This is a genomic window from Pseudorhodoplanes sp., assembly GCF_059499825.1.
In genome coordinates this window covers 52,778-75,719 of sequence record NZ_JCABZI010000010.1, presented here as the reverse complement: position 1 = coordinate 75,719, position 22,942 = coordinate 52,778, and the positions used below count along the sequence as shown (strand labels likewise).

The 22,942-nt window shown below is 58.9% G+C and carries 20 protein-coding genes; 13 read left to right on the top strand and 7 right to left on the bottom strand.

Annotated elements, in window-relative coordinates:
• Positions 1-91: 91 nt before the first annotated feature.
• Together AC5I5I_RS14170 and AC5I5I_RS14165 are read right to left on the bottom strand one after the other, a co-directional pair.
• On the bottom strand, positions 92-910 hold the full coding sequence (locus tag AC5I5I_RS14170) for a hypothetical protein (RefSeq protein ID WP_495974064.1): 819 nt from the start codon (positions 908-910) through the stop codon (positions 92-94).
• On the bottom strand, positions 907-2,193 hold the full coding sequence (locus tag AC5I5I_RS14165) for an O-antigen ligase family protein (protein ID WP_495974062.1): 1,287 nt from the start codon (positions 2,191-2,193) through the stop codon (positions 907-909). The genes AC5I5I_RS14170 and AC5I5I_RS14165 overlap by 4 nt, the downstream gene beginning before the upstream one ends.
• A 751-nt stretch (positions 2,194-2,944) precedes the next feature.
• On the opposite strand from AC5I5I_RS14165, the gene AC5I5I_RS14160 reads away from it, so the two are divergent.
• From AC5I5I_RS14160 to AC5I5I_RS14105, 12 genes are all read left to right on the top strand, one after another.
• The gene (locus AC5I5I_RS14160) at positions 2,945-4,759 is read left to right on the top strand and encodes an ABC transporter ATP-binding protein (RefSeq protein ID WP_495974060.1); all 1,815 of its coding nucleotides are present in this window, start codon (positions 2,945-2,947) and stop codon (positions 4,757-4,759) included.
• Between the two features lie 29 nt (positions 4,760-4,788).
• A complete protein-coding gene (locus tag AC5I5I_RS14155; protein WP_495974058.1) occupies positions 4,789-5,937 on the top strand; it encodes a glycosyltransferase family 4 protein in 1,149 nt (382 codons plus the stop codon).
• 189 nt (positions 5,938-6,126) lie between these two features.
• The gene (locus tag AC5I5I_RS14150; RefSeq protein ID WP_495974056.1) at positions 6,127-7,176 is read left to right on the top strand and encodes an N-acetylneuraminate synthase family protein; all 1,050 of its coding nucleotides are present in this window, start codon (positions 6,127-6,129) and stop codon (positions 7,174-7,176) included.
• Complete coding sequence (gene neuC / locus AC5I5I_RS14145; protein ID WP_495974054.1) at positions 7,169-8,332, top strand: UDP-N-acetylglucosamine 2-epimerase; 1,164 nt, start codon at positions 7,169-7,171, stop codon at positions 8,330-8,332. Before AC5I5I_RS14150 ends, neuC begins: the two co-directional genes overlap by 8 nt.
• On the top strand, positions 8,322-9,224 hold the full coding sequence (locus tag AC5I5I_RS14140; protein ID WP_495974052.1) for a class I SAM-dependent methyltransferase: 903 nt from the start codon (positions 8,322-8,324) through the stop codon (positions 9,222-9,224). Before neuC ends, AC5I5I_RS14140 begins: the two co-directional genes overlap by 11 nt.
• An 11-nt stretch (positions 9,225-9,235) precedes the next feature.
• Positions 9,236-10,180 carry an NAD(P)-dependent oxidoreductase gene (locus AC5I5I_RS14135; RefSeq protein WP_495974050.1) on the top strand — a complete coding sequence of 315 codons (945 nt, stop codon included), beginning with the start codon at positions 9,236-9,238 and terminating at the stop codon, positions 10,178-10,180.
• On the top strand, positions 10,177-11,721 hold the full coding sequence (locus AC5I5I_RS14130) for a thiamine pyrophosphate-binding protein (RefSeq protein ID WP_495974048.1): 1,545 nt from the start codon (positions 10,177-10,179) through the stop codon (positions 11,719-11,721). The genes AC5I5I_RS14135 and AC5I5I_RS14130 overlap by 4 nt, the downstream gene beginning before the upstream one ends.
• A gap of 11 nt (positions 11,722-11,732) precedes the next feature.
• Positions 11,733-12,743 (top strand): Gfo/Idh/MocA family protein, encoded by a 1,011-nt coding sequence (locus AC5I5I_RS14125; RefSeq protein ID WP_495974046.1) that lies wholly within the window; start codon positions 11,733-11,735, stop codon positions 12,741-12,743.
• The gene (locus tag AC5I5I_RS14120) at positions 12,736-13,449 is read left to right on the top strand and encodes an acylneuraminate cytidylyltransferase family protein (protein WP_495974044.1); all 714 of its coding nucleotides are present in this window, start codon (positions 12,736-12,738) and stop codon (positions 13,447-13,449) included. The genes AC5I5I_RS14125 and AC5I5I_RS14120 overlap by 8 nt, the downstream gene beginning before the upstream one ends.
• Positions 13,446-14,273 (top strand): sulfotransferase family protein, encoded by an 828-nt coding sequence (locus AC5I5I_RS14115; RefSeq protein WP_495974042.1) that lies wholly within the window; start codon positions 13,446-13,448, stop codon positions 14,271-14,273. Before AC5I5I_RS14120 ends, AC5I5I_RS14115 begins: the two co-directional genes overlap by 4 nt.
• Positions 14,274-14,278: 5 nt before the next feature.
• Entirely contained in the window at positions 14,279-15,232 is a 954-nt protein-coding gene (locus AC5I5I_RS14110; protein WP_495758541.1) for a polysaccharide deacetylase family protein, read from the top strand.
• The gene (locus tag AC5I5I_RS14105; RefSeq protein ID WP_495974040.1) at positions 15,213-16,583 is read left to right on the top strand and encodes a hypothetical protein; all 1,371 of its coding nucleotides are present in this window, start codon (positions 15,213-15,215) and stop codon (positions 16,581-16,583) included. The genes AC5I5I_RS14110 and AC5I5I_RS14105 overlap by 20 nt, the downstream gene beginning before the upstream one ends.
• A 38-nt stretch (positions 16,584-16,621) precedes the next feature.
• On the opposite strand, the gene AC5I5I_RS14100 is transcribed toward AC5I5I_RS14105, so the two are convergent.
• The 5 genes from AC5I5I_RS14100 to AC5I5I_RS14080 form a co-directional block, all read right to left on the bottom strand.
• Complete coding sequence (locus tag AC5I5I_RS14100; RefSeq protein ID WP_495974038.1) at positions 16,622-17,989, bottom strand: surface carbohydrate biosynthesis protein; 1,368 nt, start codon at positions 17,987-17,989, stop codon at positions 16,622-16,624.
• Positions 17,990-18,010: 21 nt separating this feature from the next.
• Complete coding sequence (locus AC5I5I_RS14095; protein WP_495974036.1) at positions 18,011-18,889, bottom strand: class I SAM-dependent methyltransferase; 879 nt, start codon at positions 18,887-18,889, stop codon at positions 18,011-18,013.
• A 178-nt stretch (positions 18,890-19,067) separates the two neighbouring features.
• Complete coding sequence (locus AC5I5I_RS14090; RefSeq protein ID WP_495974034.1) at positions 19,068-19,718, bottom strand: class I SAM-dependent methyltransferase; 651 nt, start codon at positions 19,716-19,718, stop codon at positions 19,068-19,070.
• Positions 19,719-19,782: 64 nt separating this feature from the next.
• Entirely contained in the window at positions 19,783-21,180 is a 1,398-nt protein-coding gene (locus tag AC5I5I_RS14085) for a hypothetical protein (RefSeq protein ID WP_495974032.1), read from the bottom strand.
• A gap of 2 nt (positions 21,181-21,182) precedes the next feature.
• Entirely contained in the window at positions 21,183-21,584 is a 402-nt protein-coding gene (locus AC5I5I_RS14080) for a hypothetical protein (RefSeq protein WP_495974030.1), read from the bottom strand.
• A gap of 433 nt (positions 21,585-22,017) precedes the next feature.
• Between AC5I5I_RS14080 and AC5I5I_RS14075 the strand changes: the two genes are divergently transcribed.
• On the top strand, positions 22,018-22,929 hold the full coding sequence (locus AC5I5I_RS14075) for a hypothetical protein (RefSeq protein ID WP_495974028.1): 912 nt from the start codon (positions 22,018-22,020) through the stop codon (positions 22,927-22,929).
• The last annotated feature ends 13 nt before the right edge of the window (positions 22,930-22,942 follow it).

Genomic DNA, 22,942 nt, shown 5'->3' with positions numbered 1-22,942 from the left:
CGGGCGAAGTCTCCTCGCGCAGTCGGATTATCGCTAAGCCGACCCCCCGGAGCGACACTCGAATACTCCATGTACGGTCGCAGCGGAAGGCTCACAACACGCTCGGTTTCGCGGCATTCCGGTCTTTTTCTTTCATCGAACGACGCAACAAACGCGCATAGCCGACCAAGATTGCTGCGAGCGACGCGACTATCAGAGCAATAATCAGGCAGACGACGAGGGTTCTCCTTTTCGACGGATACATCGAATCGCTGCCTAAAGCAGTCGGCACTATTTTTGTTTGACTGTCCCGATAACGGTCGCGCAGGAACTCAAGTTCAAAATCATTGCAAGAGATCTGCTCTTGGAGATACGCGGCCACCGCGCTGGCTTGCGGTTCGCTTTTAGACTGCACCCACTGAAGACTTTCGCTCAAAAGTCGCCGTCGGTTCTCAACAATAGCCAATCGATCATGGAGCACATGCAACAATTGTAATCGCGCGGCATTGAGGTCGCGAATCAAAACCTGCAGGTGCGAATCTGTTTTGTCCCTGCCGACGGACTCTAACCTCAGTCTTATTCTTCCATCCTCCGAAATATTGAAACGCGTCACGAACAGTTCGTCGCGCTGAAGTCGCAAGACTGCCGAATACGCATTCAGCTCAAACTGTGCCAAAATATCCCTATAGCTACGGCGGCCGAGCATCGGACCGCATGCGGCATCACTTGCCTTCATATCGGCATCGACCTCTGCACCCGAACCGGGCAACCCGATGCGAATGACTGGCTTATATGGCCGAGGTTCCACCCGCATTGCCGTCACTACCGCGATTACGCCGCCTAGCAAGAGCGCGACTACAAACACCTTCCAGCTAAGTCGCCACAGGTTCGAGAAACCACGCAGGTCTATAGCAAGGCTGCGGCGCGTCATTTGTCGCCCAAGGCCTGCTGCCTGTCCTGCGGGCCGATCAAGGCAATGATTATCGCGAACCAGAAAGGGATAATTGGCCGCGCCATGATTTCGATGGCCATCAACACAATCAACGGTATCGCCATTCGAGAAGCGAGCGGATTTGAAAAATTGCAATAAACGAAGATCCCGAACACAATCAGGCCGACCAAGCCGTATGAAGCTGAGAATATCTGCGGCACGCCGTGCATCGAGTGCCCGCCGAAGCTCTCCTCTGAAATCCTCGCCCAACCACTGCCAAAATAGGGACTAGCCCAGAAACGCGCGGCCGCCTCAGAAATCATCGCGTAGCGAACTGCGACGCTCGACACATCACCGTTCACTGGTGCTCGTCCGGACTGAGCAAGTTCCTGGCTTGAGGATAGACCTCGGTTCAGAGAAAGAACGCTCTCGAGTTGTGAGGATTGCGTACCAAGAAGCAGCCCGACGGTTAGGCACGCAAGAAGCGCTGCAGCTATGGCCGAACGCATTGCAGTCCAACCGGTGATCCGCGAGATCAGCAGCATGGCGAACCCGAGACATGCAGCAATCCATGCGCCCCGGGACTGATTGACCACAACGGCGAGGATGTTCACGGCCACGACGGCCGTCCAGAAGAGGGAAGTCAGCGGCTCTTGACGTCGCGCAAACAGAAACTGGTTCGCCGCAACAATGGACATTGCTGCGGCAAAATAGGCGTGCGAGTTGACGCCTTTCCACTCAGGCCGATCCGGACTGACCAGCACCGCCCTCCCCAAATCGGAAAGGCTGTTGACCGGAACGACCAAGCTTAGGACCGAGAGCACCGTGCAGAAGACAGATGCAGCTACAATTATCGTCGCTCTCCAATGAACGAGATAACTGAAACTTCGCAAAGTGAACAGCAGAAGGATCATCCAAGCGAAGCCCAGTATCACTTCGATGTTCGGCTCATAGCCACGGAGCGCATGGAGCGCTTCGATCATGAGGAGAGAAAACAACAGCAAGGCCGCTGAGATGAGTGATGGACCAACCTTGATGCTGGCTTCTTGGGACTCGCGAGCCGAATAATTGAACCAGAGAAACAGGATGAGCAGCGGAAGGTAGTAAATCGAAAACGGTGGCGCGATGTATGAGAGGCCCGGAGCGCGCAGCGCGAACAAGTCGTCCGCCAAAGCCGGGAAGTCCGAGGCAAGTGCAACCGTGAAGATTAGAGATGCAGTCAGAACACCACGTTCAACCTTGAGCATGTTGAACGCGTCTTCGCCTGCAGAGCGTTCCGCCATCTTGCCGTCTTCTGAAGAAATCCCGGTTTATCTTTAGAATCACTATAAACACGGCCCGCAGTTCTACTCAACCTTATTTCAACGCCGAGTTGAGCGCTTTGCGCGGCCGCGCTGGCGAGGCCCGATCGCTTTTCAGCGAGCGCGACGGTAGGAAATGGTGCCTATTCTCGTAAAAAGACGCTTTCCTGATGCTCCGGATGTGGGTTCCCTGTCAGAGGGTGGAGCAGCCAACCGTGGTTTGGTCCTAAAGCGCCAGGAACTTTTTCGTCTCAAATTTCCCGTTGAGCGATACTTGGCCTCTAAGCCCGCCGGTCCGCGGACCGACCAGCGTGAGGCCAGCGACTCGGGCACCAGAAGTCAATCCTCGGAAGCCCATCCTCGAGAATCAATCGACAAACCGACTTTTGCCTGGATGGACCTCGTCGCCAAAGTTGTCCGAGGAGTTCAAATTGCGTGATCCCAAACCGGCGGACAACTCGCTGACGCGTACCGGCCGGGACCGTGGCTCGCATTTCTGAAGATGCCCCCTCCGGCCCTACCGCCTCGCAGCACCCGTATAGTACTGGGTAGCTTCAATCTTAAGGCACGTCAGCGTGGCCACGAAGTCTATTGTTAGTTGTATCCTCGCTGCTTATAGATCGTGTCGAATGGCCAAAAAACACTCCCTGGAGAATAGAGCGGAGCGACCGAGTTCAGGCTATTTTTTTAGACGAAGCCTGGCGAGAGAAGCGCCCAACGCGGCAACCCTCGCATGAAGAGAAACGAGCAGTTGCTGACAACTCCACGACAGATTCCAGCCGGTGCCGCAGAGCAAATCCCGGTGAAGCAACTTTTGCTGCCGATGCTTAAAGGACATTGGCATCAGGTTGCTCTGCTATTCTGCACATTCCTTTTTACCGCCATCGTCGAGGGCATTGGCTTTTCACTCGTAGTCCCGCTGCTGCAAACATTGCTGTCGCCCGATTCAACCGGCAGCGGCGGCAATTTCATTCAACTCGCATTCTCGCGGCTCAGTCAGTTGTTCCCTAGCGAATGGCGCCTACCGGGGCTCCTTGGCTTACTTGTGCTCGTTTTCATGGTGAAGAGCATCAGCCTGATCGTTTCGTCCGGTCTGACGCGATGGTTCATCAATACATTGCGGATAGACTGGTCCACGCGAAGTTTGCTGGCTTACTTGAGGGGACCTTACGCAATAGTGGCTGCTCGCCCTCATGGAGAAGTCATACAGACGATTGTGGGAGAAACCGAACTCGCGGCGCGCGGAGTGCTCCTGCTGGTCGATTTCTCGGCCCGGCTCATTCAGGCCGGAGTACTTTTGCTGTTGTTGCTACTGACCAACTGGCAAACAACCGTCTTCGTCCTGATCCTGGGAGTGTTGGCATTCGCACTCTCGCAGAAGAGCGCGCAACGTTTCTCCATTGAGGCGGGACGCAAGAGGCGGGTCATCCGAAACGACGCCAGCAAGCTCGTCAGCGAGACCATCACGGGGTTGCGAACTATCAAATTGCTCGACCTGACCACAAGACGGGCGAAGGCGCTGCGGAAGATGCTCCAGCAGTATCGCTCGATCGACACCAGATTTGAGGTTGCGAGCGGCTTGCCCTCCAACATGATCGACTTGATCGCCATTGTCTTTGGGGGCGCTGTCATTCTCTTCATGACAGCAGTCCTGAAGATGAGGATCGAGGAGGTTTTGCCGACTACCGCGCTGTTCGCATTGGTGTTTATGCGCCTTGCTGCCAGCGCAACGCAGCTTTTTGCGAAACGCTTGCAAATCGCAAGCTCCTTGGCGCCGCTACAAGCGGTACATGAAGCGATGGGTTTGGCGCCGGAGCAATTGCGAGGTTCCGTGCCGTTTCCGGGTTTCACGGGAGAAATCGTCTTTGAAGACGTCTCCCTCAAACCTGAGGGGCGCCCTGTCATCTTCGACCGTCTCAACATGCGGATTCCAGCGGTCGGCCTCACCGCGATCGTCGGCCCATCCGGCAGCGGCAAAACAACATTGGTCGATCTGATTGTCCGGCTGCGAACCACCGATCACGGCCGCGTTCTGGTCAACGGGCGGGATGTGAGTGAGTTTGACGTGCGGTCATTGCGGGCGCGGGTCGGCTACCTGTCACAGGAACCCCAACTCTTTGACGGGACTGTTGCGGAGAATTTGATGATTGGCCGGGACGATGCGACGGAAGCAGAAATGCTTGAGGTCGCGCGCCGCGCCCATGTCGACGAATTCGTCTCGACCATGGAGAAGGGATACTCGACCGAGCTCGGCCGTTCGGGGCACCTGCTCTCCGGGGGACAGCGCCAGCGACTGGCGCTGGCTCGAGAGCTGCTACGCAGGCCCGATCTTTATATCTTCGATGAGCCGACCAGCGCGCTGGATCGAGACAGCGAGGCCATCGTCAACGATCTCATCTACCAGCTCTCACTAACGCATCCTGTTGTCATTATTTCGCACAGACAGGACATCATTTTTGCGGCCAAGGCCATCTACCGGATCGAGAATGCCAAGGCAGTGAAATTGGACCCGTCAGACATCCATCGCGAAGGGACGTCCCGTCAATAGGCCGGACGGGTCAAAACCACACCAGTTTTATGACCGATCGCGAACCGAAAATAGTTCACGTCATTACCGACCTCGATATCGGCGGAGCCGAGATGGCGCTCATGCGTCTAGTTTCGAATTCTTTGCCGAATTCCATGCGACACCACGTCGTTTCGTTGAAACGCGGCGGCATTCTCGAAGACGAGATCCGGGCGAAGGGGGTTCCAGTCACCGCGATCGGCCTCCAGGGACCCCGCGACTTCGCGAGCGCCATTTTTCGCCTTGCCACGCTTTTTCGGACAGAGCGCCCCGACTTGATCGTGACGTGGCTCTACCACGCTGACCTTCTCGGCACTCTGGCGAATTCCCTTGCCGTACGCGCACCGCTGATGTGGAACATTCGCTGCGCAGACATGGATCTTTCCAAATACAGCGCGCTCACCCGGGCATTGCCCCGCATCCTGGCGAAGTTGTCGCGCCGCGCATCCGCCATCGTCACGAACTCGAATGCCGGGCGGCGCGTACATGAAGCTTACGGATACCGCGCACGTTACTGGCTCACCATCCCAAACGGTTTCGATCTGTCGACGTTTCGTCCGGATAGTCGTGCGAGAGCCCGCATGCGCGAAGAACTTGGAGTTGGCCCGGAGACCCTTCTCGTTGGGCTGATTGCGCGCGTAGATCCGATGAAGGGGCACGACACTTTTCTTGCTGCGGCAACCCAGGTCGCAAGCGCCATTCCGGCTGCGCGATTTTTGCTGGTCGGTCGCGGTACCGACAGCCAAGAATTCCGCGAAACCGTCCGCGCCATGGGTTTGTCTGCAGAAAAGTTCCTGTTGCTCGGCGAACGTCGCGACATGCCATCCATTCTCTCGGCTCTCGATCTGAACGTGTCCTCGTCACGAACCGAGGGTTTCTCGAATACCATCGCCGAAGCAATGGCGGTGGAAGTCCCCTGCGTTGTGACGGACGTTGGAGATTCGGCCATTATCGTGGGGGATACCGGCCGCATCGTGCCGAAGGAATCCCCGGGGGACTTGGCAGAGGCCATGATCGAAATCCTGAGGCTGTCCGGGCCAGAGCGCGGCGCCTTGGGCACTGCGGCGCGCAACCGGATTGCGGCTAATTTCGGCGCGGAGGCGATCGGTCAGGAATATGCCAAGACCTTCGTCGGCGTGATCCGCGGCGAAATTCCCTGATTTCGACCTTCGACTATCTCCGGCACCGGCCCCGCAGACTTGTGGAAATGGCCGATAGGAACTAATGAAGGGCAAGCCCAAATCAGCCAGGTCGGACGGCATCGAGCTGGTCTCGCCCGACTTGAAAACAAGACGAGGCTGCAGGCAGGTTTGGCGTCTGCACCACGACGAGAGACCCCAGCTTTCCCCGTGAACCAGGTCATTGACATAGCAGGTCGTCCGATCGGCTCGGGCCACCCCGCCTTCTTGATCGCCGAAGTCGCCCAGGCCCATGATGGCTCCCTCGGCGCTGCACACGCGTATATCGACGTTGCGGCCGAGGTTGGAGCCGACGCTATCAAGTTCCAGACGCATATTGCCGACGCTGAATCCACGCTCGATGAACCGTTCCGGGTCAAGTTCTCCAAACAGGATGATACGCGCTACGCATATTGGAAGCGGATGGAATTTTCGCCCGAGCAATGGGCAGGACTGGCCGAGCACGCAAAAGCGCGAGGGCTGATTTTCTTGAGTTCCGCGTTTTCTGTTCGCGCGGTCGAAATGCTGGCTCGCATCAACATGGGTGCCTGGAAGGTCGGTTCCGGCGAAGTCGGATCGAGCGACCTCCTTGGTGCAATGGTCAAAGCCGGCGGCCCGGTACTGCTCAGCACCGGCATGAGCAGCTACTCGGAAGTCGAACAAGTCGTTGCGTCCCTGCGGGCACGCGGAAGCGCCGTGGCGCTTTTCCAATGCACATCGCAATACCCTGTGGCCTTGAAGGATGTTGGCCTGAACGTCATCGATGAGTTCAGACAGCGTTTCCATTGTCCTGTGGGCCTTTCCGATCATTCAGGGAGCGTGTTCCCGGCGCTCGCCGCGATGGCTCGGGGCGCAGACATGATCGAAGCGCATATCGTTTTCGACCGGCGCATGTTCGGGCCGGACACACTTGCCTCTCTGACCCCCGACGAATTCCGTCTTCTCGCAAATGCCCGAGACGCTTTCCACCAGATGCGCAGTCATCCGGTCGACAAGGACATGCTGGCGGACTCGCTCCGGCCAACCCGGCAGATTTTCGGCAAAAGCGTCGCGCTTACCGATGACTCGCCCGCAGGAACAATGCTGACCCGTGAGATGCTGACATTCAAGAAGCCCGGCAGCGGCATTCCCGCGGCTGACATTGACCAATTGGTCGGAAAGCGGCTCAAACGTGCCGTAGACGCGCGAAACCTGCTTTCCTGGGAAGACATTGATGCCTGAGCGCCGCCGTAAGATATGCGTTGTTGTCAACAGCCGTGCGAATTACGGGCGCATCAAAAGCGTCATGCGCGCCGTTCAACAGCATCCTCAGCTGGAGCTGCAGCTTCTCGTTGGCGCTTCGGCCCTGCTGCATCGGTTTGGCAGCGTGATCGACATCATTCGTAGCGATGGATTCGATCCTACCGCGGTGGTGCATTCGATTGTCGAGGGCGAAACACCGACGACGATGGCCAAATCGACGGGCCTCGGCGTGCTCGAACTTGCTTCTCAATTCGAAAACATTCGACCGGACGTTGTGCTGACGGTCGCAGATCGATTCGAAACCATCGCGACCGCGATTGCAGCGAGCTATATGAATATCCCGGTCGCCCATACTCAGGGCGGCGAAGTTACCGGATCGATCGACGAAAGCGTCCGCCACGCCGTCACCAAGCTTTCGCACATCCACTTCCCGGCGACAGAGCGGGCATATGATTTCCTTCTGCGCATGGGCGAGGAAAAGGACACTGTGCACCTGACGGGATGCCCGGCGATGGATCTTGTTGCCGACGCCGACCTGACTCTCCCGCCCGATCTGTTCAAGCGCTATGCCGGCGTCGGCGCCGATATCGATCCAGACCGTCCGTATCTCGTCGTGTTGCAGCACCCGGTTACGACAGAATACGGGCAAGGCTTCGCTCAGATCAGCGAGACCCTGAACGCCATATCGGCGATCGGGATGCAGGTGGCCTGGCTTTGGCCCAACGTTGATGCCGGTTCCGACGACGTTTCGAAAGGACTGCGTGTGTTTCGCGAGCACACCAATCCGGACTATCTGCATTTTTACCGCAACTTCTCGCCGGAAGATTATCTGCGGCTTATCAAGCATTGTGCCTGCCTCGTAGGAAATTCGTCGTCCGGGCTGCGCGAAGGCGTGTTCATGGGCGTTCCATGCGTCAACATTGGCACCCGGCAGCAAGGCCGTGAGCGCGGCGTAAACGTCATCGACGTCCCCTATGACGCGGAGAAGATCGGAGCCGCCATTCGCCGTCAGCTTGAGCATGGTCCTTACGAGCCGTCGACATTGTTCGGAAACGGAACCGCAGGCAGACGGATTGCCGACATCCTTGCTACCGCCAATTTCCGCATTCAGAAAAAGCTCTCCTATGTCAGTTGACAACTTTCGGGCGTGCGAGGTTTGCGGCTCGACGGACTGGCGCGAAGCCTATCGCGGTCCGGTGCGCGACGGCGCTTTTGGCCGGTTGACCAAGCCGACAATCGTTGCGCGATGCGGAGATTGTGGCGTCGAACGTTTGGCCGAGGAAAGCACCAAGGACGACGATTTCTACAAGGGCACCGAATACCGAGCCGCGCTGAACGAGGCCACCGACGCCGCCGGCTTCTTTGCCGAGCACGACCGGCTGCAATTGCAGAACCTCCAGCAGGTCTGGCCCGAAACATTGCGGGGTAAGACAATTGCCGATATCGGCTGCGCCGCCGGAAGCTTCCTCGATCATGTGAAGGGCCTGCCAGCGCGCGCCATCGCGGTCGAACCATGCATCCCGTATCATCGGTCGCTTTCGGACCGCGGGTTCGAAGTCTACGCGTCGCCGTCAGACATGAACGACCCGGCGAGCGTCGACTGGGCATTTTCTTTCAGCGTCATTGAACATGTCGGCGATCCGAAAAGCTTTCTGGCCGACATTCGTACGATGGTGAAGCCCGGCGGGCGCATTCTCATCTCGACGCCCAATCGGGCGGATTTGCTGATGAGCCTCCTGCCTGACACCTACCCGTCATTCTTCTATCGCGCCGTGCATCGCTGGTATTTCGACGCGGACTCGCTGGCCAATTGTGCGCGGCAAGCTGGGCTTGCCGTCGAGCAGATGCGTTGCGTCCATCGATTTGGCTTGTCGAACGCGCTGATCTGGCTACGAGACAAGAAGCCAGGCGGCCATGCCGCGCTACCTGGTATCAACGCCCCGCTGCTCGACGCGGTCTGGGCCCGTACGCTGGAGATGGAAGGCAACGGCGATTATCTCTACGCTGTTCTGGTTCGCAAGGACTGAGAGTCACCGACATGAAGCAGGTGATCTATCTGGGCGCAGCAGAAGGTTTCGAAGCCACCGAGACGGCTCTCGCTGGCGTGGCGAGTGTCCTGCATGTGCCGGCCGAGCAGACAGACGTCGCCGCGGCCCTCCGCCTTGCTGACGGGCTGCTCGATGCGTCGATGAAGACCCGCATTACCGACAACATGATCGCGGCTGCGCAAAACCTGAAGATCATCTCCTGTGCGACGACCGGTTCGGACCATATTTCCCGCGCAGCGCTCGAAGCCCGCGGCATTCCCGTGCGCACGCTCAAGGAAGACCCTGACGTTCTGCGCAATATAACGCCGGCCGCCGAACACTCCTTTGCTTTGCTCATGGCTTGCGCGCGCAAGCTGCCGGCTGCCGTCAGCCACGTCAGCAGCGGCGGATGGACCCGCGAGGACTTTCCGGGCGTGATGCTCAAAGGAAAAAAGCTGGGCCTCGTCGGCTGCGGTCGGATCGGCGGATGGATGTCGCGCTATGCGCAGGCATTCGGCATGGAGGTCATCGGATTCGATCCGCACCTTTCTGCTTTTCCGGACACCATCAAACCACGCCCCATCGAGGAAGTGGTAACGACGAGCGACTTCGTTTCGATCCACGTACACCTCTCACCCGAAACGGAAGGCCTTGTTTCGCGCGAGTTGGTTCAGAAAATGAAGCCCGGCGCGATCCTGATCAATACATCGCGCGGCGGCATCGTCGATGAGGCGGCTTTATACGACGCAATCGAGTCAGGGCTGCTCGGGGGTGTCGGCCTTGACGTCCTCAAGGGCGAACCAGAGACCGCCGATCACCCGCTTGTCGTCCTGTCGCGAACACATCCGAATCTGCTGATCACACCGCATTGCGGCGGCTTCAGCCCCGATGCGGTCCGACTCGTCTGCGCGCACGCGGCCGGAAAAATCCGCCATCAGCTGCAAAGTACCCCATGACGGATTTCGCCCGCCTTTCCGATGACATCGTCGCGCACGGCGTCAAGCACGTGTTCGGCATTCCCGGCAGCGGCGAAACGCTGTCACTGATCGATGCGCTCGAGACGCGTGGCGCGCAGTTTCACCTGACGCATTCGGAAGGCGCCGGCGCATTGATGGCGGCCACCGTCGGTCGACTTTCCCATGCCGCCGGGGTGTCTCTCTCGATCAAGGGTCCGGGTCTGACCAACGCGATTCCCGGCATTGCCGCGGCTTGGTTCGAGGGCTTTCCGCTGGTGCATTTCACGGAGGGCTTCCCACCCAACGCGCCTCTGTCCATGGCGCACAAACGCATCGATCAGGCTGCGCTTGTCGAGCCGATAACAAAAGACATGCGTTACCTCACGCAAGGCGGTCCGGGATTCTCCGAGATTGCGGCTTTCGCACGTGCCGAGGAGCCGGGGCCAAGCGTGGTCACTCTCGCCGGCAAAGTGGAGACGGACGCACCCGCCTTTGCCGAGGCGCCGGCTTTCAAGAGCGACCTGCAAGCCGCGTTGAAACTGGCGAGCAGTGCCGAACGCCCCATCGTGATCGCCGGAACACTCGCACATCGCAATCAACTTAGCGACACGCTGGCTTCCCTCCCCTTCCCGGTATTCTCCACCGCTGCATCCAAGGGGATCATCGACGAGACCGCCGAGAATGCAGCCGGTGTATTCACCGGCGTCGGGCTTAACCTGACTCCTGAGAGCGGTTTGCTCGGCCAAGCCGATCTCATTGTCGGCATCGGCTTGACCGCGCGCGAAGCGCTCGCAACGAAGCCGTTTCCCGTTCCCTACGTCGCCGTCGAGGCCGTCGAAACACCCGGCACTGCCGCATTCGCGCCCGCTGCGCGCGTCCACATCGCCGATGTCGGGGAGATCCTGACCGCGCTGCGGCCGCGCTCGTGGGGATTGGAAAACCTTGCGCGCATCGTCGCTGCTTTGCAGGCGAATATGCAGAAAGGCTTTCTCCCCGGCTGCGTCTTCCACGCAATCGAGCGACGCTTCGACCGTCGTGCCCGCGTGGTGCTCGATACTGGCTATTTCTGCACTATTGGCGAACATGCCCTGCGGCCCCGCGAGGCCGACCTTTGTTTGATGTCGGGCCAAGGCCGCTACATGGGCACAGGACTGCCGATGGCGCTGGGCGCCGCTTTGCATGATCCCACGACGCCGAGCATTGCGATCCTTGGCGACGGTGGTATCGCGATGCATCTGGCCGAGGCAAAGCTGGCCGCGCAGAACCGTCTCCCGCTGCTGATCGTCCTGATGACGGACAACACTTTCAGCTCCATCCGCACACGCGCATTGAAACACAACCTGACACAGAAGCCGCTGACCATGGACGGCAAAGGCTGGACCGCGTCCTTCGACGCCCTCGGCCTTCCGAGTCATCGCGCCGAGACCCTCGCCGCGACGGAAGCGGCCCTCGCTGCCTGGCGTCCCGAGAACGGACCCGCCTTTCTTGAAATTCCCTTCGCGCCCGAGCCTTATGAGGCCATGGTTGCCGGGATCCGGTAGGACGCCAGACAGTGACCGATCCTCATCTCCTCATCGTGGGCTCAGGCAGCGTCGGCAAACGCCACGCGCGGAATCTGGCGTCGCTGGGCTGCCGGATCTCGTGCGTCGATCCGCGCGAGGAGCGGCGCAAAGAGCTTGCGGCGGAAACGCCGGTGATCGGCTCTTATCCAACCATCGAAGATGCGTTGTCTATTGGCGGGCTCAATGGGGTCGTTGTCGGATCGCCCACCGCTTTCCATCCAGCACAGACAATCTCGGCCCTTGAAGCCGGACTGCCGGTGCTGCTCGAAAAGCCCGTCGCAAAGACGGCAGCCGAAGCTCATGCCATGCGCGAGGTCGAACGGCGAACCGGCGTGCCTGTCCTGCTCGGTTATACGTGGCGCTGGTGGCCACCGCTTGCGCGCGTCCGCGCTCTACTCGGCGACGGCGCGGTGGGTACGCTGCGCCATGTACAGTTTCACATGTCCGCACATCTGGCGGACTGGCACCCCTGGGAACCGTATCAAGAATTCTTTATGGCCAGCGCCGCGCAGGGTGGCGGCGCGCTGCTGGACGAGAGCCACTGGATTGATCTGATGATTTGGCTGTTCGGCATGCCAGCCGAACTCTCCGGACGCGTCGAAAAAATATCCGATCTGAACATCGAAACAGACGATAACGTCGATGCGCTCGCCGTTTATCCCGACGGTCTCAGGGTTTCACTGCATCTCGATCTGTACGGCCGTCCCCACGAAAAATACATCCGTTTCATCGGTGAAGGGGGGACACTTCTATGGTCCGCCGATCCTAATCGCCTCGCCATCGGCCGGCAAAGCGCGCACGTCTGGGAAGCAGAAAATTTCACGTTTGAACGCAACGAGATGTTCATGGCTGTGGCGCGCGAATATCTGGATGTCGTCACCCGGCAGGTCTCGCCCTCCTGTACGTTGGCCGATGGCATTAAGGTCATGGAACTGATAGAGGCCATCCGCGAGAGTAGCGCAAGGGGATGCACCGTGCGAACGGCAAGCGCGGATGATTGAGGGTCACGCGGTTCTGGCGGTCGTCCCCGCTCGCGGCGGGTCGAAGTCGATACCGCGCAAGAACCTGAAGGAGATCGGCGGCATCTCCCTGGTGGGCCGCGCCGCAATGGTCGCCCGCGCCCTGCCATGGATCGACGCAGCGCTTATCTCGACCGACGATCGCGATATCTTGGCCGAGGCCGAGCGCTACGGGCTGGACACCCCGTTTTTGCGACCGGACGACTTGTCCGGCGATCAGGCCGGCTCTGCAGACATGTGGCGCCACGCCTGGCTTGCGGCCGAAAAACACTACGGCCGGCGGTTCGATATTTCCGTATTGCTGGAGCCGACCAGCCCCATGCGCCGCCCCGAGGATGTAAACCTCACGGTGAGGACACTTATCGAAACCGGTGCGCCGGCGGCCGCGACCGTTTCCCGCACACCTGCGCATTTCACGCCGCACAAAACGCTCACCCTGGACGACCGCGGCACGATCGGATTTTACCTGTCGGACGGCGCGCGCCACAGCCTCCGGCAGGGAATACCGGCCTACTATCATCGCAACGGATTGTGCTATGCCGTCACCAGATCTCATCTCGTCGATCACGGCCGCATCATTGACCGCGATGCGCAAGCCGTTGTCATTGAACGCCACGTCGTGAATATCGACGATCCATTTGAGCTTGAGCTGGCCGAGTGGCTGTTGAACCGAGAACGACACGCATGACAAGCGCTCCCATTTTCATTGGCGGAATGTTCAAGTCGGGGACCACGCTGCTGCGGGCTATGCTGGGCGAGCACAGCGCGATTGCGTCCGGACTCGAGACCTACTGGTTCAATTGGAACTGGGCAGAGCGCGACAGCGCAAAAATGCAGGGCAAAATCGTTCAGCTGGCGGGCTTTTACGATCTTCCCTCCGACGAGGTTGTAGCCTTGGCCCAATCCGCGCCAAGCACGGAAGCCTTCCTCGACGCTTTAATGAACGAGCTCGCAAGTAAGTTGGGCAAAAGACGCTGGGCCGAGAAAACGCCTGGAAATATTGCCCATGTCGACCGCATCTGGTCGTTTTGGCCGAACGCGCAGGTCATCCACATCACGCGCGATCCGCGTGACGTCTTCGCATCCCTCCGGGAGGCCAGAAAGTGGGATTCGGTAGAAGAGTTTGCCGAACGCTGGTGCAACACGATTGGAGCCGGGACCGAACTGATCAACAAGATCAACCCAGACGACACGGCCTATCTCGTCATCCGCTACGAAGACCTGATCGACGCCCCAGAGGCCACGATGCGCCGGGTTGTCTCGTTTCTGAATGAGGACTGGGAGCCGCAGGTCGGCACCTTCAGCGGCCGCGACGGAGATTTCGAGAAGGTTCGCGACGCGACCGGAAAGGCTTCCACAACGCTGGAACGGCTTAAGGAGCCACTGACAAATCAGCGTGTCGGAATCTGGCGTAACATTCTCGCCGACAAGGACATCGCCGATATCAAGGACGCGATCGCGAGTCGTGGGTTCGGCGAGGTTTATGGCCGGGCCGTCGCTGGCAAATTATAGCACCCATGAATCAACGCCTGCTTCTCGTCAATTATCACTATGTGCGCGACCCTGGATTGTATGCCTATCCAGGAATTCACCCGATATCGCCTGAGGATTTTCGTCGCCAGATGGAATTTCTGGGGTCATTGCTTTACATGGCGACACCGGAAGAAGCCGAAGCATATCTGCTTCACGGCAAGGAGCTTCCGGGACCAAGCGCGTTGGTCACATTCGACGATGGGCTCACCGATCACGCAAAAGCCGCCCACGACATTCTCGAGCCAATGGGCATCAAGGCAGTCTTTTTCGTGTGCTCTCGCCCGCTGACGGAGCACCGTGCGCTCGCCGTCCACAAGGTGCACTATCTTCGCGCCATGACAGAGCCTGCGCGCTTTCGGGAAGAACTGCTGACCGCCCTGCCGCCCGAATGGCGGACCCGGCAATTGACTCAAGACGAACGCTTGAAGGCGGAGCGCACCTACATCTACGACAAGCCGGAGCACGGGCAGATCAAGTATCTGCTCAACTCGCTGCTTCCGGAAGACATCCTCGATGACGTGACCAGCAAGATGCTCTCAAACCGTGGCATCGATGAGCGGCGCTTCTGCGCCGAGACCTATATGGACGCGGCCGGCCTGCGCCGCCTCGAAGACAGAGGGCATCGCATCGGCGCGCACACGCACGATCACCGCGCGGTTACGCGCCTTGGACCGGACGAGGACCGGCTCATGGCGCTTAATGTTGCCACACTCGCCGAAGCCACGGGTCGGAAGCCCAACTGGGTCTCGTTCCCTTATGGCCGCGACTGGGCTCTTCCTTCCGATCCGGCGGAATTCTGCAGGCGCCACGGCTTTTCGGTGGGCGTGACCTTGACGGGGCAATGGGTGCAGCCCGAGCACATACCGTTTGCTCTCGACCGCATCAATACCAACGAGGTCGACTCCGTGCTGAATGGCAATGAACCACATCGCCAATAAGCTCAGATCTGCCTATCTGGCGGCCTTACGAAAGAGCGCGGGGCTGGGACTGGCGTGGATCCCCGCGATCCTGGTCCTGCCCTTCATTTCCCGCTTGAAGCCCGCCACATCGACCAAGCGATACAGCATACTGATCCTGCCGAAGGACGGCTTTACACAAGACATCATGAGTGCACTCGGCAGTGCCGACGATGTCGAAGTGCTCGCACTCCCCCGGCTGATCCTGCGAGAGAGCTTTCGCGCCTTCCTGCCCAATTCCGTCGATGACAATAACTATGCATCGGCAGGCAGTGAGTTCGATCGACTCAAATCCCGCTACAGATGTTTCATTCTCGAACTGTTCAAGGTGCTATCGCGTTTCCGACAGATTGATGCGGTCGTGACAGGAAATTTTGGCTATCGCGCCGAACGCGAACTTGCGACGGCCTTGTCTGAATTGCGCATCCCCTTCATCGCGCTGCATAAGGAAAACCTTAAGACGCCGGGCCGGGTTGAATTCTTCGAATACATTTACAAGGAACGGCGCGGCCCCTTCACCGGCCGCAACATTCTGGTTTACAACCAGATCGAGAAAGACCTGCAACTCCGCGCCGGTATCGCGGCGGCGGCACAAATCGATATCGTTGGCATGCCGCGCCTGGATCGCATGCACAAGTGGCGCATCGCCAACGCAGGGACATCATCACCGCGGCGAATTCTGTTCTTCCTGTTTTCGCCGCTGACCGGCATGCCGCGCGTTGTCCGAAAGGGCGAGAGAACCGGCACTGTTTACCTTGAGGATGCCGATGACGACGCAGGAGAAGGCATTGGGGCCATTTCGCTCAGCACTCTTTACGCCGAGACGTGCCGGACCATTCTCGACATTGCGCGCGAGAACCCGGACATCGAGATCGTCGTAAAGACCAAAGGCCGGCAACGCGATTTGGCCGAAAGCGGAAGCCTGTTCGGAGTGGATGACGAGGCGCCTGCCCCCTCTAATCTTCGGATTGTTCACAGCGGCGACGTATTGCCGCTGATTGCGGAGGCATCCGTCGTTTGCGGTTTCAATTCCACGGCGCTGCTCGAATCCGTTGCCGCCGGCAAACCCATTGTTCTGCCTTGGTTCGCAGAAGCCGAGCGCGCGGACGTGCAGCCATACGTCATCGACCTGCGAGCCCTTGGCGAGGTGGCCCGTCATCCGGTCGAACTGCGCAATCTGCTGATTGAGTACGCACGATCCTCCCGCCCGGTGCCGGCAGAGCTTGGCTCCAGCGAAATATCCACGCTCGAACATTGGACAGGCAATGCGGACGGACGCGCCGGCGAGCGAACACGGCTCGCGATCCTCGCCGCCATCGGCAAGGACGCGTAGCGCACATCTATGCTTCACGAAGTCGGTTTCGACGGAGCTCAGATCGTCACGATAAAGGAATGCTTCTCGCCAGAAAGCACGCGCACTTTCTCAAATCGCCCGGTCAACTGGCGGAAGTCTCGCACCAATCGGTCAAGCTCCTCTCGCTCAAGTCCCGGAAACTTCTGCCGGCTGTAGGCACCTGTGGGCCGCAACGGTGCGAGCGCGGTTCGTGCAACGGACCGCGCCCATTGCTCACCCCGATCGCGCAAAGCTGAGAGCGGATTACGGCGACGCAAGGTTGCGCGACTTTCGTTCAACGCCAGCAAATGTTGAACGATAAGATATGACGCCTGTGGGCCGTCCATTGATGCAACATAGTGCTTCACATCGTTCCGCACCGCTTCATCCACGGCGAGCGGCGCATCGAGCCGTCCTTCAAGTGCAGTCCGGACATTGGAGATCAGTTCGCCGCTCGTTGCAGCTTCGACACTGACGCGATTGGGCAGGAAACTGTCATAAGTTTCGGACTGAAACGGCCGATAGGCGATAACGGGACGGTCGAGCAACGCCGCCTCAAGTCCGGTCGTGCAGCTGTTATGGATCGAAACGGCTGCCGCAAGGATCCAAGGAATGGCGCCACCCTCGTAGATGACCTTTACATTGGGCAGCCCCTCGGCCACCTGCCGCCAGTTGTCATGGTTTTCGGAGGGATGCGGACGCACCACGATCGTCCGGTCCGGAAATGCCCGCGCGAGCTCCGGCACCACGTCCCGAAAGGCCTGGTAGATCTGACCGAGAAACGCGATCCATTGCGTGAAGAATTCCTCGTCGGCCGCATTCCGGATGGACCCGCGCTTGCGAAGAATGTCCATCACTCCGCTAGCACCGTAGAAATGATTAAACCGGCCAAAGTTAGTATTGATCAAAATGAAGTCGCCATGCTGCCGCACCAGGGCTTCGGCCTGCGCACGATACAGCCCGCGCAGCTCCGGCCGCAGCAGATCGAACCGGGGATTGCCCGTCTCGCATATCTTCTGGTCGCCATCATTCACGGCGAGTCGCATATCGTCGTGCTGGACCTTGCCCCAGGCAAAGAACGCATCGACCTTCTCAAAGGCAGCTGGCGCCACGCGCTCATGCAGATAGGCGTCGCGGTCGCGATAAACGAGACCCTCCTCGCACCAGGCAAGAATCGTGAAGCCAAGGTCTTCGAGCCGCCGGAAACTCTTCACCTTCAGCCGCGCCACGCTCTTGTCCAGATAGAAGCCGCGAGGCAGCGAAGCCAGCCGCTTCATCAAAGCATTCTGATCACCCAAAAGAACGCGAAAACCCGCCTCCGCGGCAGCGCAGGCGAGATAGGTTTTGGCATCGAGTTCCCGGACCTTCGTTTCGATCGGGATGATGAGCCAGGGCCGCTCCGTCATGTGCGTTACGTCGCGCGGCGGTTAGGCAACGGGCTTACGGCCGACATAATTGTAATGGCTGAACAGAGGCGCCGCGTAAGAGGGTATCAGACGCTCCAGCGGCTGCAGCGCATCGGCGGCCGCCACATTCGGGAGGGCCCGGAAATAACGCACGGCTTCACGCTTCACACCTGCAGCCTCAAACCCATGCGACATGGCCGACGGCACCGTGATGCGTTCGTTGCCGTAAAGGATGCGTTGGCCATCAGCCGTTGTACGATCGACGATCGTACGGAAACCGCGCCGGCGGAACAGCACGAGCTGCAAGAGCGGATTCCAGCCATTAGCCTCCGAAATCACAATGCGCCCGCCAGGCGCAAGCAAACGCGCAATCGTCGCATAAACCTCGTCTCGCGGCTCGACGTGATGAAACGCCTGCTCCATCCAAATCAGATCGAAGCCGCCGCTCTCCTGGATTTCAAACAGAGAACACGAGCGAAATTCGAGGTCGAGACGACAGCCGATCGACTGTTCGACAATCTCCTGCCGCGCGCGTGCAACAGCCAGCCTGTCCTCGTTGATGTCGACGGCCACCACCCGCGCGCCGCGCAACGCGAACCACAACGCCTCCGTGCCGCATCCCCCGCCCACTTCAAGCAACCGCGGCGAGCCTGCTTCCCTGATGAAATTACAAATCTCGCGGGTTTGATCGGAGTAATGGTGGCGCACATAGCGACCGAACCGGCCGATGTAGCCGCCGTAATAGGTCTTGAACGTGGCAGCGTGTTGCGCGGGCAGAACATCATTCTGCAGCCACCAGTGCAGAAAATCCGCAATGGTAGGAAAATCGCTTCGGAAATCCGGTAAGGGCATGGAGGTTCGACGATCCGCGCTGCCGGGAGTTTTTTCACGGATCGGCATAGCCCCTGAAGCCGGCTGTAGCAAGGCCACCGTTCCGCCTTAACCGCGATGGGTTATATCCAGGATATTGATTTTAATCGGTAATTTCGACGACGCGTGTGAGCGCCGACCGCGGAAGTAACCGATTCGCGAACAGATCGTTCAACCACCGCGACCGACCAAAACGTGTTCGGAAGTTTCAACGCTTGCCGAAACACGCATAGTACAGCCGACGCCGCGCGGGATCAGGTGGCACGTTCCACGCGGCACGTTTGGACAAGATGCGTCCGGCGCGCGCAGTGATGAAAGGCGGAGCGGTCCAGTCGAAACGTCCATAGACACGCTTTTCCACCCTGGCAAAAGCTCCTGAAACGAATTCATCAACCTGCGGTTCGTAGGAAATCACCCGTGGGCGCACGTCGAAAAAAAATGTCCCGCCGGGCGCAAGCCAGCGCGTAACCCGCTCAATGGTCGGCATGACTGATTCAGGAGCAAAGTGCTTGTTGCCTATGACGGTGCAGGCGATCGCAAGGTCGACCGGCTTTTCCGGCTCGTAGTCTTCGATCCGGCAGACATGGATTTCAGCATCGGGAAACCTGTTGCGCCCGGTTTCCGCGGACCGCGCGTTAGGCTCCACCGCGATGTAATGCTTGGTATTGAACAACGGGCGATTCACGAGTGAGCCCGCCCCGACATCGAGGCCGACATCGCCGGAAACTTTCGCCATATCCTCGGTCAGCCAGATATGCATGACCTCTGTGTGGATATGCGATCTATGCGCGCTCTCCTGGTCCTTCGGTAGCCATTTTTTGGAAAGGCGATAGGCCTGTTTCGAAAGTGCCGCGAGCATGGAGTAGGTCCGTTTCACATGTTGGTGCGCAAAGACAGCCGCGCCGTACCTGACAAGAACTGTTTCAAGTATTGACCACAGCGTTGCTGCCGGTTGCTACAATCTTGCTTGGCGCACGCACGACCTCGGCTTCGATCACATTGCGCACGCGTTCGCTGGCCTTGCCATCGGAATTGCCGGCCCAGCGATCGAGCGTCTCTGTCGCCTCACGACCCAATTCTGCAGGGACGACGGGTGGCGGTCCGGAGCAGATTTCGGTCAGGCGCGTCACCAGTTGCTGGCCGCTTTGCATACGCTCGATCGCAGGACCAAAATCTGCAAGCCACGGCCGCATCAATTCGGTGCCGGCCTCCGCGTAAGCCGGGGTGAGCACGGTTTTTCCTGTCGCCAGCGACTCCAGCACAGCGGTCGAATTCATGCTGACCACAACCCAGGCCTTTTCAAGGAGCGGCATGGGATCCCCCTCCTCCACCCATTCGATATTCGGGGGGATGCCCTGGCCGGTCACGTCCTGGAAAAACTCTCGCTGCGTATAACCGCGCTTCGACTTCATGATCACGCGAACATGCGGGTTGCCGGCGGCAAAATCGGCAATGGCTCGCATGGTCTGCGAAAGCGTATCCGCCCAGGTCAACCGCTCGACTTCCGGATCCATCGGCTCGGTGAATTTGCCATGCGCCTTACGGATGAGACCAGGCAGCTGATTTTTTCGCCGGATCCCAGGCAGGCCGGTCTTCGCTCCAAACGTGAAGAAGATGACACTTGGACGGGCGGGCAGAGTCGTGCCCGCTGCGGCAAGACGCCATTGATGCGATCGGTCAAGGCGCGGCATGCCGCAGACGCTGACACGATCCGGCGACACCACGCCCGACGCGAGTTGAATCTCCCGCTCGACTGAGTTGTAGACAACGATGCGTCGGCCGGTGAACGGGCCACGGCGGTTGCGGTAGATGTCCTTGAAATAGTCGACTCGAGCCTCGCTCTTCAGGTTCTCCTTGTGAAGGACCACGAACGGGATGCCGAGGGATTCTGCGGCGGAATGCAATTCGCGTTCGGCAAAATACGCAAAATTCCCGCTGATGATGACATCGATGCGGTAAAACCGCAAAAGCCAGCCAAACATCCTCTGCAGAAATTCACGATAGACCCGCTTGCTGCGCTCTTCTTCTTCAGAGAGGTTGGCGTAGTTCTGCTCGTCGATCGTTTCTTTGAGTATGCCGCTTGCGATCGCCTTCAGTAGCCCCTGTGGAGCGGAGACGCACTCAAATTGCTGAGCTGTTCCGAATATGCTCATGGCATCTTCGGTGAGGCCAGGCCGCGACATCAGAAGCGCAACATAGCGTCCGTTGCGAGACTTCAGCCCCTTGGATTCATGCAAAGCGGCCCGAAACAACAACGCCGCCAGTAATGGTGAGCGCAGCAGCTTATGACGGCAGATAAAGGCAAGCACCATCTGGAGCATTGTCAAGCGCTTCCGTTGGTAGCGCGCAGCCGCTTGAGGCCGCATCTGCGGATGACGAGGATCGGCCGGTCGAAGCCATTCAAGCCCGCCACGAAATCGAGCGTGCCGAAGCGAGATTTATAGGAGAGTGCTGCAAAATTCCGGCAGCGCGCCGAAGCCCGATGCGGCCGGGAACACCTGCGGGGAAAGGCGGTTGCTGCCACCATCATCATACCGGACAACCGGCGCGCGATGCGGACTGGGGTTGATACAACCCCTCCCAGCGCTTCCGGCCTCGCATTCAAGCGGAACTGACGTCCGGCTTCAGAGCGAGAATGGTGGGTGCTTTCCATGTGGTAGATCGGATCGTTGTTATCCGCGCGGCGCGGCCGAATGGCCAGCCAGCCGCAGCAAAAAAGAGCCAATGTCCGCAGCGTCCCTGCTCCTTACCTTACGCATTGATTTTTCACGCGAATTTGAGTTTTTTGCAGCTCGTGCGGCCAACCTATACGGGGCCTTTCCGCCTGGCAATGCCGCGGCAGTCATCGACTTGCATGCTCCCCTCGGGGAAAGCAAGCCTGTCAAATGGGGCGCATTGAGCCCGTCGCTGCCCGCACGCAGAAAAGGGCGATCCCGTTTGCAGCAGCCGGCACCTTGCGATGTGGCTACCCGCCAAGATCGGGCAGCCTATCGTGCGTCCGGTGAATGCGCTCAACAGTCCGTTCGCACCACACCGCCCGTCTCGTCGGCAAACGACGCCGCAACACTGACATTCGTGCTAACGCACCCCGCTTGCCTGTCGCCGCTAAACCGTGGAAGAACCACGAAGTTCGGAGGATTTCGGAAGGATACGAGGCAATGAAACGCCTGTTATTACATGTTGGATTTCCTAAGGCGGCCAGCACCAGCCTGCAAAACGGACTGTTCCTTGCGCTTCACAAGCAGGGGGCGATCAATTTCCTTGGAAGGGCCTTCGAGAGCGATTTCTACGGCGTGAGACAGAACAAGGGGCATTACAAGGATTGGTTCGACGACGTCGTCGACGGCAAGGCTTACGACCCGGAAAATTCCCTAGGCGACCTGTCGGACAGTCTGACCAACGTCCTGTCCGAAGGTCTGTTCATGATGAACGAACGGCACTACACGGATCAAATCGTCGGCGCGAACCTGCTGAAGGCATATTTCGCACCGCAGGCCGACCAGGTCGATGTGATGATCTTGCTGAGGAAGCAGCCGGATATTGTTCCCTCCTATTTCGTGCAGAACTACCGCAAGCTGAAGAAGAAAACTTTCGCGGACTTCCTCGCACACAATGTCGAGAGCAACTGGGCCGGCGACTCGAAGATCTTCAACTTTTACGATGTGGTGAGCGCCTATGCCTCGGCGTTCGGCAAAGAGCGCGTGCACGTGGTATTTTTCGAGGATTTCGTCCGCAATCGCGACCGGTTCAGCGCCGAACTCAGCAAACTTATCGGTGTCGACCCCGCAATTATCAAGGCCAACCTGGGCGAAGGTCAGCTCAATCAGACACGAAAAGAGGCCGGCACCATCGTAATCAGGAAACTTCACAAGAACTCGCTGCGGCACCAGGCTATCAAGGTTTTCGAGATGTTCGGACTGAAATTTGCGGATTCTCTCCGCGTCCGTATCCCGGCAGTGACCGACCAGGAAAAAAAGACGATCTTCGAAACTTTCAAGGACAGCAACCTCAAGCTCGCCGAAGAGTTCGGGCTTGATAAGCGCGTCATGCAAGAACATGGGTATTTCTGAATATCGTTTGGCG